Raw genomic sequence first — 14,532 nt, 5'->3', positions numbered from 1 at the left:
CAGGAGACAACTCATGAACACGCAACGACGTGGCGCGCTTGCCGCGCTTCTGGCCGGCGCGGTCTTCGGGACGCTGGCGTTGCCCGCCAGCGCCGCCGACTGGCCCACGCAAAAGCCGATTTCCTATGTGGTGCCGTTCACCGTGGGCGGTTCGACCGACGTGGTGGGCCGGGTGCTGGCCCAGAAGTTGGGCGACCGCCTGAAACAGAACGTCGTCGTGGAAAACAAGCCGGGCGCCGCCGGCGGCATCGGCGCCACCTACGTCGCCAAGGCGCCGCCCGACGGCTACACCTTGTTCGGGGGCACGATCAGCACCCATGCCATCAACGCCAGCCTGTACAAGAACCTGAAGTACGACCCGGTCAAAGACTTCGAGCCGGTGTCGCTGATCGCCTTCCTGCCCAACGTGCTGCTGGTGGATCCGAATCTGGGCGTGAACTCGGTGGCCGACCTGATCGCGCTGCTCAAGCGCGACCCCACCAAGCGCACGTTCGCGTCCTCGGGGGCCGGAACCTCGACGCACCTGGCTGGTGAGCTGTTCGCCGGCATGATCGGCGTGCCGCTCACGCACGTGCCGTACAAGGGCACGCCGCCCGCCATGGTGGATGTCTCGTCCGGCGCGGTGACGTTCATGTTCGACCAGATGACGGCGGCGCTGCCGCTGCTGCAGACCGGCAAGCTGAAGCTGCTGGCCGTCACCACCAAGGACCGCATCGCCCTCGCGCCCGAGGTCCCGACCATGCAGGAAGCCGGCGTGCCGGGCTTCCAGATGGCGTCCTGGCAGGCGGTGTACGCGCCCAAGGGTACGCCCAAGCCCATTCTGGACAAGCTGGCCGCCGAGATCGCCCTGATCCTGAAAGAGCCGGACGTGCAGGAAAAGCTGGGCAAGACCATGGGCATGGAACTGGTCGGCAGCACGCCGGATCAGCTTCGGGATCTGATGGCGACCGAGATTCCGCGCTGGGCGGAAGTGGTGAAGAAGTCGGGCGCGTCGGTCGAGTAACACGCCGTTTGCCGAAGGCGCGTCGGGGTTCTGGCGCGCGCCTTCGGCGCCTGGTTCATGTGTCACCCGCGTGGGATATGCAGCTAGTGCGCGCGGGGCCGCGCAGCGCTAAGCTGATGAGTCGACGGTGTTAAAGGAGTAGCACCATGACCGACTTCGACAAGGCATTCATCGGTTCGATTCCGAAGCTTTACGACTCCCTGATGGTCCCCATGATCTTCGCGCCCTATGCGGCGGGCATGGCGGAGCGGGTAGCAGGGTTTTCGCCGCGCGCGGTGCTGGAAACGGCGGCCGGCAGCGGCGCGGTGACACGGGCGCTGGCGCCGCGGCTGGGCGCCGGGACGCGCTATGTGGCCACCGACCTCAATCAGCCCATGCTCGATTACGCAGCCGCCCGCCAGGCAGACGGCGACCGTATCGAATGGCGGCAGGCGGATGCCATGCACCTGCCGTTCGAGGACGAAACCTTTGACGTCGTGTGCTGCCAGTTTGGCGCGATGTTTTTTCCTGACCGAATAGGCGCCTATGCCGAGGCGCGCCGGGTCCTGCAGCCGGGCGGGCGCTTTGTCTTCAGCGTGTGGGACAGCGTTCAAGAGAATGAATTTGCTGCCGTTGTCGCACAGGCGGTCGCCGAGATGTTTCCGGAGAACCCCCCAGTCTTTATCGCGCGCACGCCTCATGGTTACTACGACAAGGCGCGAATCCAGGATGACCTGCGCCGGGCGCGCTTTGAAGACGTGCAGATCGAGACGCACGAGGAAGTCAGCCGTGCGCCATCCGCGCAGGAAGCGGCAACCGCCTACTGTCAGGGCACACCTCTGCGCAACGAAATCGAAGCGCGCGACGCGAGTCTGCTGATGCCCACCACGGAGCGAGCGGCGCAGGCTTTGACCGACCGCTACGGCGCCGGTCCGATCACAGGCAAGATCCAGGCGCACGTGGTCACCGCAACAAAATAGGGCAGTCCAAACCCTATTTTTCCGGGGGGCGCGCGTGTTTCACCATGTTTACGATGATCCGGAACAACTCGTCCCGCGCGGCTTGCTGCGAGATCTCGCCTGCGACCGCTGCCTGCGAGAGCGCGTCGGCCGCGCCCAGCATGCCCCACAGACTGGCCAAGGAAACGCCTTGGGAGCCGGCGAACGGCGCCAGGATGTCCTGGCATTTCCTGATGAACGCGTGCTGATATTGCGTCTTTACCGCGGCCAGTTCCGGTGAGCCATTCAACGCAGCCAGCACGCCCGGGATTTCACGCCCTTGCGCCGACACGCATTCCACGTACCGGGTGGCGATGACGTCTGCCTTGTCTTGCAGCGTGGGTTTGCTGGCGGCGATGGCATCGTCGATGATCGTGGTCTGGCGTTGGTCGAAATCCTGATACAGCGCCGCCAGCAGCCCGTTGCGGGTGCCGAAGTGGTCATAGACGACCGGTTTGGATACGCCGGCCTGTTCAGCAAGCCGGCCCAGCGTCAGCGCGTCCGTGCCTTCATCGCGGATCAGCGCCCAGGACACGTCGATGAGCTGGCGTTGCCGCGCGTCTTTGGACAACCGGCGGCGGGGAGAGGGGGCGGATGGGGACGTCATCAAGGGTCTCTTCGAGGTCAAACTCACAACTGTGGGGCAAAGATCCGCTGGCCGATGGCCTGCGCGGCGGTCAGGTGCGCTTCGGGGTATCCGGCGTCGGACGCGACCAGCAGATCGGATGTTGCCACGCGCGCGCCGCAGTAGCCGAAGATACCGTGATCAATTTGCGTCTTCATCGCGCCGAAATAGCCGTGCCGGGCATAGGTGCGCATATCGGCGCCGCCGCTGGCGACCAGATGCACCTGCAGCCGCTGCAGGCGTTTGACGACCTTGCCGTCGGGACGGGCGTCGTAGGCCCAGCCATTGGTGAAGACGCGGTCGATCCAGCCCTTCATCAAGGCGGGAAACGACCACCAATGAACGGGATACACCAGCACCAGCGCATCGGCGCGGTCCAGGCGCGCGTGTTCGGCGGTCACGTCCGCGGGCGCGTTGGAACGGGTCAGGTGCAGGTCGACGTCGGCCTGAGTGAAGCGCGGGTCGAAGCCTTCGGCGGCCAGATCCGCCACCTCGTAAGAATGCGGCGGCCCCGACTGCGGGCCCGCCTGCGCAACCCCTTGCGCGACGTGCTTGGCGATGGCGTGCGTCAGGGACGCCGGGTCGGGATGAGCAACAACGATGAGCGCATGCATGGCAAATTCCTTTGATCGGAAGATTTAACCTACCAAACGTAGTCTACGAATCGTAGCCTACGTTTAGTAGGTAATGCCAGAAGAATCTTCCGCTCCCATAGGTGTCGTCGAACCCAGCCATGCACCGCCCGCGGATCTATACGGTTATCGTGTCGCCAGATCAGTCCCCCACGGAGGAAGCATGACCTCACGAACGGCATTGTTCGACCTGCGCTCGGAGCAGGGCGTGTTGCGGATATCCATCGCGGTCACACTGTGCATCGCCGCCATCGGTATCGGCTTTGGCGTGGCCTCGGGATCGTTTTCCATCGTCTTCGATGGTGTCTATTCGCTGGTCGACGCCAGCATGAGCGCGCTGTCGCTGGTCGTCGTGCGGCTGATCACCTCTTACGCCACGTCCCGCCAACTGCCGCGCAAGCTGCGAGAGCGCTTCACGATGGGGTTCTGGCATCTGGAACCGATGGTGCTTGCCCTGAACGGCATATTGCTCAGCGGCGTGGCGATCTACGCCCTCATCAACGCAATCAGCAGTCTGCTTAAAGGCGGGCGCAATCTGGAGTTTGGCCTGGCGCTTGTCTATGCCGTGCTTACGCTGACCGCCTGCGTGGCAATCGCGCTGGCCGAGGCGCGCGCCAACCGGCGGATCCGGTCGGCATTCCTGCACATGGACCTGAAGGGCTGGATCATGTCGGCCAGCATCACGGCCGCGCTGCTGGTGGCGTTCTGCATCGGGTTTGGCGTACAGGGCACCCGCTGGGAATGGATTTCGCCCTACATCGACCCGGCCGTGCTGGCGGTTGTGTGCGCGGTGATCATCCCCTTGCCGCTGTCGGTCATCCGCCAGGCGTTGTCCGAAATGCTGCTGGTCACGCCGGCCGACCTGAAACAGCACGTGGACTCGGTGGCGCAGGCCTTCGTGCAACGCCATGGCTTTGCGTCGTACCGCGCGTACGTTGCAAAGGTCGGCCGGTCGCAGGAAATCGAGCTGTATTTCATCGTGCCGGCCGACACGCCGGCGCGCGGCATTGAAGCGTGGGACAGCCTGCGTGATGAGATCGGGGAGGCGCTTGGCGCAGACAGCCCCGATCGCTGGCTGACGGTGGTCTTTACGGGTGACCCGGAGTGGGCGGAATAGCGTCAGCGGCCGTGTGTGGTTTCAAAGACACGCCGCCATCAGGAACACCGGCAGCGTTTCCCAGACGACGGCCACGGCCGACAGCCCGCACAACGCGGCACAAAGCCAGGCATGAAATGGCGGCGCATGCTGCGCCCGCACCCGCGCATGCTGGCGCCACGCGGCCAGCGCCATTCCGGCCAGTGCGGCCACGCCACCGGCCACGATGATCCACGACGACACCGGCAGTCCAAGCCACAGGCCGGTCAGCGCCGAACGCGCGCAGGCCAGCGCGTTGACGATGTAGATGAACAGAAAGTGCACCAGCCAGATCAGCGGGCCGGCGATGAGGTACAGCAGTTCTACCGAGAAGCGCGTCTGCATGCCTTACCCCGTCAGCCGCGGAAAGGCGTGCAGCAGCGCCAGCGCGATCAGCCCCTGCGCCACGGTGTAGAACAACATCGCCCGGGTGGTGTCGAACGCCGCGCGGCGCGTGGGGCTGAGCCGTCCGGCAAGCGACCGCGCCACCGTAAAGATGGCCATCACGGCCGAAATTCCGCCAAAGAGCGCCTGCAGGCCCGCGACGGCGTAGGTCGCTGCCGTGTAGGCGGAGGTTTGGGGGCGGAGCCCCGCCTGCCATTGCGCGGTCAGGTCAAGCGCAGGCGCTGCCGTCAGCAACAGCGCCGCGCCTGCGACGCACCAACGCAGCGCGGCTTGCCGGTCCTGCGTCATCAACCGTCCGGCGGCCGCTGCAACGGCGCCGGCCGCCAACAGCATGACGGTCGACAGCATCGGCCACCCGGCCGAGGGTAGCGCGCGGGCAGAGGGCCAGGCCTGCGGATTCGTGGTCCACAGGAACAGATAGCTGAACAGCAACGAGCCAAAAATGCTGGCGCAGACGATCAGCAGCAGCACCATCGCCCACGACGCATGCGACGCGCTGCCCGAACACATCATGGGCAGCCGCAGGCCGCCGCCGATCTCAACCGGGGGGTAATCCGGCCCGGTATCCGCGTCCCACAGCCAGCGCCACAGCGAGACGAGGGCCAGCACACCAAAGGCGGCCGCCAGCGGCATCAGCTTGAAGGTCAGCAGCAGGAAGAATCCCGCGGTGCCCACGGCCGCCAGCAGCGGCGACCACGCGGGGCCAGGCAGCGGCAGCACATAGTCGGGCCGGGCGTCCAGCGCGCTGGTCACCAGCGTGGTGCGCAGGCCAGCCGGTGAATTGGGCAGGTAATGCTGGCCATCGGTGACCTGCCGCGCGAGGCCGGGCTGGTCCCACAACGGCTCGCGGCTGGTGACCGTAGGCACGCTGCGCAGCCCGTAGCTGCCGCTGGGCAGCCACTCCAGCGTGCCGGCGTCCCAGACGTTGCCCGCATTGTTGTCGATGGTCGGCCGGAAGTTGCGCGCCAGATCGATCAGGAAGACGAGCACCCCGGCGGCGATCAGGTAGGCGCCCACGGTCGACAGCAGGTTCAGCGGACCCAGGCCCTGGCTCTCGGCATAGGTGTAGACGCGGCGCGGCATGCCGGCCAGCCCCGTGAAGTGCATCGGAAAGAACGCGACGTTAAAGCCCACGAACATCAGCCAGAAGGCCCAGCGGCCCAGCCGTTCCGACAGCCGCCGCGCGCTGATGAAGGGCGTCCAGTAGTAGAACGCCGCGAATAGCGGGAACACCATCCCGCCGAACAGCACGTAATGCAGGTGCGCGACGACGAAGTAGGTATCGTGCGCCTGCAGGTCGAATGGAATCACGGCCACCATCACACCCGTCAGCCCGCCGATCACGAACACGAAGAAGAATCCCAGGATGAACAGCGTCGGCGTCCTGAGCGGGCGCAGCCGGACGGCGGCGGCAATGGTGGCGATCCACGCGAAGATCTGGATGGCGGTCGGGACCGACACCGCCATGCTGGCGGCCGACGCGAAGCTGAGCGACAGCGCCGGAATGCCGGTCGCGAACATGTGGTGCACCCACAGGCCGAAGCTGAGGAACCCCGTGGACACGACGGCCAGCACCACCAGGCGATAGCCGACCAGCGGCGTGCCGGTCATCGCGGGAATCATCATCGACACCATGCCGGCGGCGGGCAGGAAGATGATGTAGACCTCCGGGTGACCAAAGAACCAGAACAAATGCTGCCAAAGCAGCGGATCGCCGCCGCGCTGCGCAATGAAGAACGGCATATCGAAGGCGCGCTCGAGCTCAAGCAGGGCCGTGGCCACGATGACCGCCGGAAACGCAATGATCACCATGCCGCAGAACACCAGCATCACCCAGGCGAACACCGGGATCTTGTCGAGCGTCATGCCGGGCGCGCGCGTACGCAGGATGCCGACGGCCAGCTCGATGGCGCCCGCAATTGCCGAGATCTCAATGAAGCCGATGCCCAGCAGCCACAGGTCGGCGTTCACCGCGGGCGAGTATTGGGTGCTGGTGAGCGGCGGATACATGAACCAACCGCCATCGGGCGCCAACCCCACGAAGATGCTGCAGAAGAACACCAGCCCGCCGATCGCATAAGCCCAGTAGGCGTAGGCCGACAGCCGTGGAAAAGGCAGGTCGCGCGCGCCCAGCATGTTGGGCAGCAGCAGCACGGCTACGGCTTCGACGGCCGGCACCGCGAACAGGAACATCATCACCGTGCCGTGCATGGTGAAGAGCTGGTTATAGAGTTCGTGGCCGATCAGGTTGCTGTCTGGCGCAGCCAACTGCGTGCGCATCATCAGCCCCAGGACGCCGGCCAGGATGAAAAACAGCAGCGCAGTGGCGATGTACAGCAGGCCGATGGACGTGTTGTTCACGACCGTGAGCGCGCGCCATCCGGTGGGACGCTTCCAGGCGCGTTCAAGCTGCTCGAGTTCGCCTTCGGGCCGCGGCAACGCGTTGGGAAGCTCGGTCGGGGATGTCGGGCGCGTCACTTCAGGCCTTCCAGGTAACGGGCCACGGCGCGCAAGTCCTCGCCCGGCCATTGGTCAAAGGACGGCATGCCATTGCCGGGCTTGATCTGCTGGCTGCCGGCGATCCACCCGCCCATCGCGCCAACGTTGTTCGGCAATATGCCCGCCGCGAGGGACGGGCGGCTGCCCACATGCGTGAGGTCCGGTCCCAGCGTGCCGCGTGCCTCTGTTCCGCGCACCGTGTGGCATTGCGCACAGGCCTGATTGAATAGCTCGGCCGCCGGTTTCAGCGCGGCGTCGGGCGCGGCTGCCGGCTGGCGTTGCGCCTGCACCCAGGCGTCGAAGGCCTCGGCGTCCACCGCCTGCACGTCGAACAGCATCTGCGCGTGTTGCGCGCCGCAATATTCGGCGCAGTGGCCGCGAAACGTGCCCGGCGTCCGAGCCAGCGCGCGCATCCGGTTCACGCGGCCGGGGATCATGTCGAGCTTGCCGCCCAGCTCGGGAATCCAGAAGCTGTGGATCACGTTGTCGGACTTGAGCAGGAATTGCACGGGCTTGCCCGTGGGGATGCGGATCTCGTTGGCAGTCTCGAAGATCACGCCCCCGGACGCATCCAGATAGCGCACGCGCCACCACCACAATTCGCCGGTGACTTCGATGCGCGCGGCAAACGATGCAGCGTCCCGGGCCGCCGATGGGGAAGGCGTCAACACGTAGACGAGCAGGGCGGTCAACGCCACGACGGGAAACGCGATGCCCGCACCGATGATGAGCCCGGGCCGGGAAAGCCGGCGGCGCAGCGTCACCGGACCGAACATCGCGAGCGCCAGCAGCGCGGCCACTACGACGAAGATTGCCGCCGCACCCACGTAAAGGACCCAGCCGATCTCGGCGATGCGCGCGGCATCCTCGCCGCTGGGTTGAGCCGATGCGGCAAAGGGCAACGCGGCGGCGAGCACGATAAGAAGGATTTTCGCCATGTTCTTGTAGTGGATGACCCGGCGCGCGTTGGCCGACAAGGCCGACGGGCCGCCGGCCCGCGAGAGGCATCGTCAGCATCTTTCGTGCCCGCGTCCGCAGCCGAAGCGCAGGCACAGGAGTTGCTGGCGAGTCCAGGTTCTGCGCCAGTCCGCGCGATTCAGGAGACGGCATTGCGCCGGCTAGCCCGACCCAACCGCCTGCTACCGGCCCTGGCTGCGATGTTGCTGCTGGGCGCGTGTCAGGAAGACAAGCCGCCGCTCTTTCCTGCGGACGCGGCGGGCGGGTTGCGCGAACCGGCTGACCCCGACCGAGGCCGCCGGTTGATTGCCGAGCACGGCTGCACCGCGTGTCATTCCGTGCCCGGCGTCAGCGGTCCGGCGTCCCGCATCGGGCCGCCGCTGGGCAACATGGCGCGGCAGGCGTACGTTGCCGGTCTGATGCCCAACACCCCTGAAAATCTGGTGCGCTGGCTGATGGATCCGCCAGCCGTGAATCCCCGTACGGCTATGCCCGACACCGGCCTGCAACAGGCCGACGCCGAGGACATTGCCGCCTATCTGATGCAGCGCGCGGACCGCAAGGCGAGGGCGCCATGAAGCGCTGGAAGCGCACCGCCGCGCTCACGCTCGTTGCCGCTGCCGCCACCGCAGGCGCGGTTGGCGGCGCCTTGGTGTATTTCGGCATGTACGACGTGACGGCCACGTCGCCGCACACCACGCCGGTGCACCACCTGCTGGATGTTGCGTTGACGCGGGCCGTGAAGACGCGGTCGGCGGAGATCATGCCGCCTGAACTGGACGCCGCCGAACGCATTCAGAATGGTTCGCGTCTGTACCGCGCCCACTGCGCCCAGTGCCACGGCGGGCCAGGGGTGGCGCCTCAGCCGTACGCGCTGGGGCTGAATCCGGCGCCCGCCGCGCTGGTCGCCACCGCACGCACGCGCACAGCGGCCGAAATCTTCTGGGTCACGCGACAGGGCATCAAGATGACCGGCATGCCGGCGTGGCAGTATCGGCTGACCGACGACGAGATCTGGGACGTGGTGGCGTTTCTGCGCGTGTTGCCGGGCCTGTCCGCCGACGACTATCGACGTGGCGATGATGGACAACCGGCGGAAAAGCCGCAGGCAAACGCCCAGCCGGCGGCCCGCGTGGGAGACGCGCGGGCCGGGCGCGATGCGCTGCAACAATATCTTTGCGTGACGTGCCATGCAATCCCGGGCGTGCCCGGCGCGTGGAACTACGTGGGCCCGGCGCTGGATCAGATGGGCGAGCGGCCGTACATCGCGGGCGTCATGCCCAATACACCCGCCAACATGGAGCGATGGTTGCGCAACCCGCCGGCCGTCAAACCGGGCACGGCCATGCCCGACCTGGGCGTCAGCGAACAGGATGCAAGGGATATCGCCGCGTTCCTGCGCACATTGAACGAGGGGCCGTGAAGCGTTTGCCCCCGTCATGGGGCGCCGCGTGCAGGAACGGCACTTGCTCGCCTGCCAATCACCGTGATGCACCGGAGCTTTTCCATGACGCAACCGAAATCCGACAACGCCCGAGAATCCATTCCCGGCCAGCCCGACGTCAACAAAGGCGCGTTGCGCCCGTCCGGCCATGCCACGACGCCGGAGCGCGTGCCCGACGTTGACCACCCGCCCCGCGCGCGCAGCCATGACCAGCCGGGCTTCGATCAGGCCGTGGCGCAGGAAGAAGCCGAGGCGCGAAGCGGCACGCTGCCTGGCAGCAACGACACGCGTCCCGCGCCGGATCGCGACGAGGAAGAGAAATGATCGTTGAAGTCTTTCAACGCGCGGATGGCCACTGGGGCTTCCGCGGCATCGCCTTGCTGGGCGTCCAGGAGGATGCCGGCTCCTATCCGACGCGCGACGACGCCGCGGCAGCCGCCCGCGTCGCCTACCCGGGCGAGACGATCTCCGAGGTAGATGCGTCGATGGACACGCCGCCTCAGCCGCACTCGGATTGACGCCGCGCCAATAACGTGGGGCCCGCGTCCGTACCGCGCGCCCCGCGTCAATATCGCCCGGCGGCCAGCATGTCGTGCAGATATCCGTCCGCGTCTGGCCGTTCGGTAAGCATGTGCCGCACCCACGCGTCGCGTTCATGCGCGATCACGGCCAGTTCCCACACACAAGCCAGCGCGGGCGCGTTGACCGGCGCAAATGCGTCCGGCCGGGCCAACGGTGCGGAGAGCATGCGCTGGCACACGATGCCGCCGGAGATCCACCAGTCCACGAGCAGCCACACGGCCTCCTCGCCTACGTGCGCAATGCAGTAGCCAAGACCATGGGTGCGCGGACCGCCAGCGTGTTCGTCCAGGACGTCGCGCACGGCGGCGCGGACTGACGCGTTGACGGGATCGGACAGGATCGGACCCGCAGCGTTCGGGTCTCGATGGATGCCGTACGCCTTGATCGAATGACCTGCCTCGCGCCACACGCCCAGCGTGGCAATGCGGCGGGGGGAATAGGGTTCTGGAGGAAGCGTCATCTCGTGCGTTGCGGTCGGAAGATTGCGCAATTCTACTGGCGCCCGCGCGACCAGCCCAACCGCCGCGCGCCCAGCACGATGCCCGTGGCCGCCACCGCCAGGCCGCCGAGGCTCAAGAGGATAAGCGCTAGGTCCCGGCCCACGCCGGCATTCAGCAGGGCGGGGGTGTCCCAGCTATGCAGGAAGTAAAAGAGCCAGCGCCCGACCCGCTGCGCGCGGGACAGGCTCAGCGCCACCTCGCCCGTGCGCAGGTCAACGTAGACGCGGTCACTGGCCGGGGTGTCGAAATCCATTCGCAGGACTGGCAGGCCCCGTGGTGCGCCGCCGTTCATTGCTTCGGCGTGGCGCGCGTAGTAATAGGCGTCGTAGTGATCGAGCAACGTCGCCTGAACGGTCGCGCCGGGAAACAGCGCGCGCGCGGCGTCAAGGACCGCATCAGGCTGCCACATCGACTGCACCAGCAATGCACCATCCTCCCGGCGAACGATGCGGCTGCCGGCCGTCGCGTCGCGGGCCAGCACGTACGGCTGGCCTGCCATCCGCCGCCATTCGAGCTGAACCGGCTCAAAGCCCGCGGCGTGCAACGCCTGTAATACCGGCTGCGGGTCCGCAATCGGCGCGGCGAGCTGCGCACCCGCCATGGCTTGCCGATCAGGTCCCGGATCGGAGCCGGCGAATAGCCCGCCCGGGTTCATCGACATCAGCCCGCTGAAGATCCACGTGCAGACAATCGCGCTGAAAGCGAGACCGATGATGTGGTGCCAGCGCATCCAGGTCTCGCGGTAGGGCGTGCGCGCGCCCGTCTTGTAGCGGCCGCGAAAACGCCAGCGCCAGACGCCGACGACCGTGCCGCTGACAGCCAGCACGGTGCAGACGGCTGACAGTGCGATCACCATCCAGCTCCACACCGGATCGACGGAGCGGTCGCGCGCCATGTACAGCCAGTGCAGCCACGCGCCGACGTAGTTCCAGCGCTGTTGCGCGATCGGCGCGTCCAGCACGACTTCGCCCGTCGCCGAAGACACATACAGGGTGCCCGGCGCGTCGCCTTCCATGCTCACCTTGTGCAGGGGGCGATGGCGGTCCAGCCCGCGCGAATGCGTCCAGCGGTCCTCGTCGATCAGGCCCGCATACCGGGCCGTGCCCGCAGGCCAGAATGCGTGCGCCGCGGCCACGGCCATGTCCGCTGTCACCACGCCGTCAGGCCGGCCGGTGCGCGCGGACCAGGCGCGCGGGCCGTCCGGAGTTGGGACGATGTAGGTCGGCTCGCCGCGCACCGACGTCAGGACGGCAAGCGCGCCGCCGGGCCGCGCTGCGTCCATCGGCAGATACGCGTCTGCGGCCAGCACAGGCAGGCTGGCAAACCGCTCTTCGGGCGTCAGCTTCGGGTAGCCGACATACAGCATGACGATGCCGCTGAGAAACCACACCAGCATCAGCAGGCAGCCGCCAACCCCCAGCCAGCGATGGGCCAGGTAGGTCAGCCTGCGCAGGCGCGCCTTGGCGTCCATGGTTGCGCCCGCCTCAGAAGCGGTGGCTCAACGTCAGTTCGAACCGGCGGCTCGGCCCATACATCCATTGCGTGTTGGTGTAGTAGGCCGTGGTGAAGTACGCGCGGTCAAAGATGTTGAAGCCCCGGGCCGTGATGGCGGTGTCCTTGTTCACGTCCCAGCGCAGCGCCAGGTCGGTCGTGGTGTAGGACGGCAGCTCGATGGTGTTGGCGCTGTCCGCATAGCGCTTGCCCACGTAGCGCATCCCGCCCATCGCGGTCCAGCCCGGCTGGAAGTTCCAGCTCAACCATAGATTCGCCAGGCGTTGCGGCACGTTGGGCGGCACATTGCCCGCGCGCGACACGGCCGCCCCGCCCACCGATTCGGAGAAATCGTCGTACTTGGCCCGCAGCACGGTGGCATTGGCGTCGATCGTCCAGCCGGGCGCAACCGCCAGCGACAGCGACGTTTCCAGGCCGCGCGACGATTGTTCGCCGACCTGCACCCGCAGGCTCGGGTCGTCGGCGTCGCGCGACAGCAGATTGGTCTTGCGGATTTCGTACGCCGCCAGCGTCCACTCGCCGCGTCCGTCCATGAAGTTCTGCTTCAGGCCGACCTCGATCTGCTTGCCGCGCGACAGGTCGAACGACGCGTTGGACGGGCTGATCATCAGCAGCCCGCTGACCGGATCGGCAGCCTGCGCGTACTGCGCGTAGACGGCAAGATCCGGCGTCACGTCGTACACGGTGCCGATGCGCCAGCCCACGTCGGAAAACGTCTTGGACAAGGCGCGCTGATCGGTGACCAGGTCGTCGCGCGTGACCTTCGAGTGGTCGTAGCGCAGGCCGCCGATGACCGACCACTTGCTGGTCAGCGCCAGGCGGTCTTCCATGAATAAGGCAAACTGATCGGCCTTGTTGCGGTAACGCGGAATGAACGGCACGTCGCTCTGGTAGTGGCCGTGATCCGGGCCATACGGATCCACCGACCCCGAACTGCCTGTGTAGGTGTTGTTGATGTGCTTGAACGTGGCGTGGTTGACGTCAAAGCCCACCGATACCGTGTTCGCCAGGCCGGCCAGCGTGCCCTTGAAGACGGCGCTGGTGGTCAGGCCGGTCTGGGTCTGGTCATGCGTGATCTGCGTGTTGTCGGATCGGTCGATCAGGCTGGTCGTGGGGTTGTACACGTAGCGCTCGGCGTTGCGCCAGTCGCGGTCGCTCTGCACGTGATATAGGCGTGCCCGCACGGTGGTGGCGTCGTTCGGCGTCCAGACGGTGTCCAGCTGGGTCCACTGGTCGCGAAAGCGCATGAAGCTGTCGGCGACGTTGTAGTTCTGCTTGCGCACGGCGTCATCCTGCTCGCCGTTGATCATCGGGGTGCCGAAGTACCGCATCGGGCGCTGGTAGCCGTAGGCGTAACTCAACGTCATGTTCAGGTCCGGCGTGGCGTCCCAGCGCAACGCGCCCGAAAACGTCGCATCGCCCGACTGGCCGCGGTCGACATAACCGTCCGTGTAGTTGCCGCTGACATCCAGGCGATACGACAAGGTGTCGCTCAGTGCGCCGCCGCTGCCCAGTCCCAGCCGCGCCGTATCCTGCGTGCCGATCGTGGCCTGCACTTCGTTCTGGATCGGCCCGCGGGTGGGACGCTTGGGGATCACGTTGACGACGCCGCCGATAGCGCCGTCGCCATAGATGACGGACGCGGGTCCGCGCAGCACCTCGATGCGCTCGACCGACCACGTGTCGAACGGAAACGTCAGGCCGACGCCGCCATACTGGCGCAGTCCGTCGTACAAGCGCATGACCGACGTGCTGTCGGTGAAGCCGCGCACCGACAGGGCGCTATTGCCGTTGCCGGGGTGGGGCGCGGCCGAGTAACCGGGCGCGCGGGTAATCGCTTCGATCACGCTGGCGTCGCCGCGGGACTCGATCTGTTCCCGCGAAATGATGTCGACGCTGGCGGGCGTCTGCATGGGCGTGAGGCCGAGGTTGGAACCCGTGGACGCCTCGGTAGTAAGCGCCGTCTCGGATCCGCCGACCACGGTGATGGGGGCGAGTGTGGCGGGAGCGGTTTGGGCGGCGGCGTTGAAAGCGGCCAGGATCAGCGTCGTGCCGAGGCACGCGCGCGTACGAACGATGGTCAAGATGACCCCTCTTCTTTTGTCTTCGACTGAATCTGCCGCCGGCCTGAAGGCCGGTCGGCAAAGCGCGGGCGAAGAGGGGATGGCCGTGCAGGCAGCGCCGATGCGATGGCGCCATGAAGCTGGTCTACGGGGTTCCCGCTCTTCGCTGCCGTGCGCGGCGTCAGGCGCGCGCGCGGC

General features: G+C 66.8%; 15 protein-coding genes. 7 read left to right on the top strand and 8 right to left on the bottom strand.

Annotated features, from left to right (window positions below; translation table 11 throughout):
* The first annotated feature begins 13 nt into the window (after positions 1 to 13).
* Both B3098_RS24005 and B3098_RS24000 read left to right on the top strand, forming a co-directional pair.
* On the top strand, positions 14 to 1,003 hold the full coding sequence (locus B3098_RS24005) for a Bug family tripartite tricarboxylate transporter substrate binding protein (protein ID WP_286899455.1): 990 nt from the start codon (positions 14 to 16) through the stop codon (positions 1,001 to 1,003).
* A 146-nt stretch (positions 1,004 to 1,149) separates the two neighbouring features.
* On the top strand, positions 1,150 to 1,962 hold the full coding sequence (locus tag B3098_RS24000) for a class I SAM-dependent methyltransferase (protein ID WP_286899452.1): 813 nt from the start codon (positions 1,150 to 1,152) through the stop codon (positions 1,960 to 1,962).
* Between the two features lie 13 nt (positions 1,963 to 1,975).
* Here B3098_RS24000 and B3098_RS23995 read toward each other — a convergent pair whose 3' ends face one another.
* Positions 1,976 to 2,587: a TetR/AcrR family transcriptional regulator gene (locus tag B3098_RS23995; RefSeq protein ID WP_286899449.1), complete on the bottom strand. Its 612-nt coding sequence runs from the start codon at positions 2,585 to 2,587 to the stop codon at positions 1,976 to 1,978.
* 23 nt (positions 2,588 to 2,610) lie between these two features.
* Complete coding sequence (locus tag B3098_RS23990) at positions 2,611 to 3,219, bottom strand: NAD(P)H-dependent oxidoreductase (protein ID WP_286899447.1); 609 nt, start codon at positions 3,217 to 3,219, stop codon at positions 2,611 to 2,613.
* Between the two features lie 181 nt (positions 3,220 to 3,400).
* Here B3098_RS23990 and B3098_RS23985 point away from each other — a divergent pair, with 181 nt between their 5' ends.
* Positions 3,401 to 4,354: a cation diffusion facilitator family transporter gene (locus tag B3098_RS23985; protein WP_286899446.1), complete on the top strand. Its 954-nt coding sequence runs from the start codon at positions 3,401 to 3,403 to the stop codon at positions 4,352 to 4,354.
* Positions 4,355 to 4,375: 21 nt separating this feature from the next.
* On the opposite strand, the gene B3098_RS23980 is transcribed toward B3098_RS23985, so the two are convergent.
* The 3 genes from B3098_RS23980 to B3098_RS23970 are packed head-to-tail and all read right to left on the bottom strand — an operon-like array spanning position 4,376 to position 8,214.
* On the bottom strand, positions 4,376 to 4,717 hold the full coding sequence (locus B3098_RS23980) for a hypothetical protein (RefSeq protein ID WP_286899444.1): 342 nt from the start codon (positions 4,715 to 4,717) through the stop codon (positions 4,376 to 4,378).
* A gap of 3 nt (positions 4,718 to 4,720) precedes the next feature.
* Positions 4,721 to 7,306, bottom strand: coding sequence for a cbb3-type cytochrome c oxidase subunit I (locus B3098_RS23975; protein ID WP_414631308.1), 2,586 nt, complete (start codon positions 7,304 to 7,306; stop codon positions 4,721 to 4,723).
* A complete protein-coding gene (locus B3098_RS23970) occupies positions 7,252 to 8,214 on the bottom strand; it encodes a cytochrome c oxidase subunit II (protein ID WP_286899440.1) in 963 nt (320 codons plus the stop codon). The genes B3098_RS23975 and B3098_RS23970 overlap by 55 nt, the downstream gene beginning before the upstream one ends.
* A gap of 171 nt (positions 8,215 to 8,385) precedes the next feature.
* Here B3098_RS23970 and B3098_RS23965 point away from each other — a divergent pair, with 171 nt between their 5' ends.
* From B3098_RS23965 to B3098_RS23950, 4 genes are all read left to right on the top strand, one after another.
* Positions 8,386 to 8,811 (top strand): c-type cytochrome, encoded by a 426-nt coding sequence (locus B3098_RS23965; RefSeq protein ID WP_286899438.1) that lies wholly within the window; start codon positions 8,386 to 8,388, stop codon positions 8,809 to 8,811.
* Entirely contained in the window at positions 8,808 to 9,656 is an 849-nt protein-coding gene (locus B3098_RS23960) for a c-type cytochrome (RefSeq protein WP_286899436.1), read from the top strand. The genes B3098_RS23965 and B3098_RS23960 overlap by 4 nt, the downstream gene beginning before the upstream one ends.
* Before the next feature lie 84 nt (positions 9,657 to 9,740).
* Positions 9,741 to 10,001, top strand: coding sequence for a hypothetical protein (locus B3098_RS23955; protein ID WP_286899434.1), 261 nt, complete (start codon positions 9,741 to 9,743; stop codon positions 9,999 to 10,001).
* Positions 9,998 to 10,195, top strand: coding sequence for a hypothetical protein (locus B3098_RS23950; RefSeq protein WP_175121331.1), 198 nt, complete (start codon positions 9,998 to 10,000; stop codon positions 10,193 to 10,195). The genes B3098_RS23955 and B3098_RS23950 overlap by 4 nt, the downstream gene beginning before the upstream one ends.
* A 47-nt stretch (positions 10,196 to 10,242) precedes the next feature.
* Here B3098_RS23950 and B3098_RS23945 read toward each other — a convergent pair whose 3' ends face one another.
* The 3 genes from B3098_RS23945 to B3098_RS23935 are packed head-to-tail and all read right to left on the bottom strand — an operon-like array spanning position 10,243 to position 14,355.
* Positions 10,243 to 10,719 carry a hypothetical protein gene (locus B3098_RS23945; protein ID WP_286899431.1) on the bottom strand — a complete coding sequence of 159 codons (477 nt, stop codon included), beginning with the start codon at positions 10,717 to 10,719 and terminating at the stop codon, positions 10,243 to 10,245.
* Between the two features lie 32 nt (positions 10,720 to 10,751).
* A complete protein-coding gene (locus B3098_RS23940; RefSeq protein ID WP_286899429.1) occupies positions 10,752 to 12,230 on the bottom strand; it encodes a PepSY domain-containing protein in 1,479 nt (492 codons plus the stop codon).
* Between the two features lie 13 nt (positions 12,231 to 12,243).
* A complete protein-coding gene (locus tag B3098_RS23935; protein WP_414631307.1) occupies positions 12,244 to 14,355 on the bottom strand; it encodes a TonB-dependent receptor in 2,112 nt (703 codons plus the stop codon).
* Positions 14,356 to 14,532: the final 177 nt, after the last annotated feature.

Source organism: Achromobacter sp. UBA2119 (assembly GCF_002331005.1).
GTDB classification, from domain to species: Bacteria; Pseudomonadota; Gammaproteobacteria; order Burkholderiales; family Burkholderiaceae_B; genus Achromobacter; species Achromobacter animicus.
This window is presented reverse-complemented; position numbering and strand designations above follow the sequence as displayed.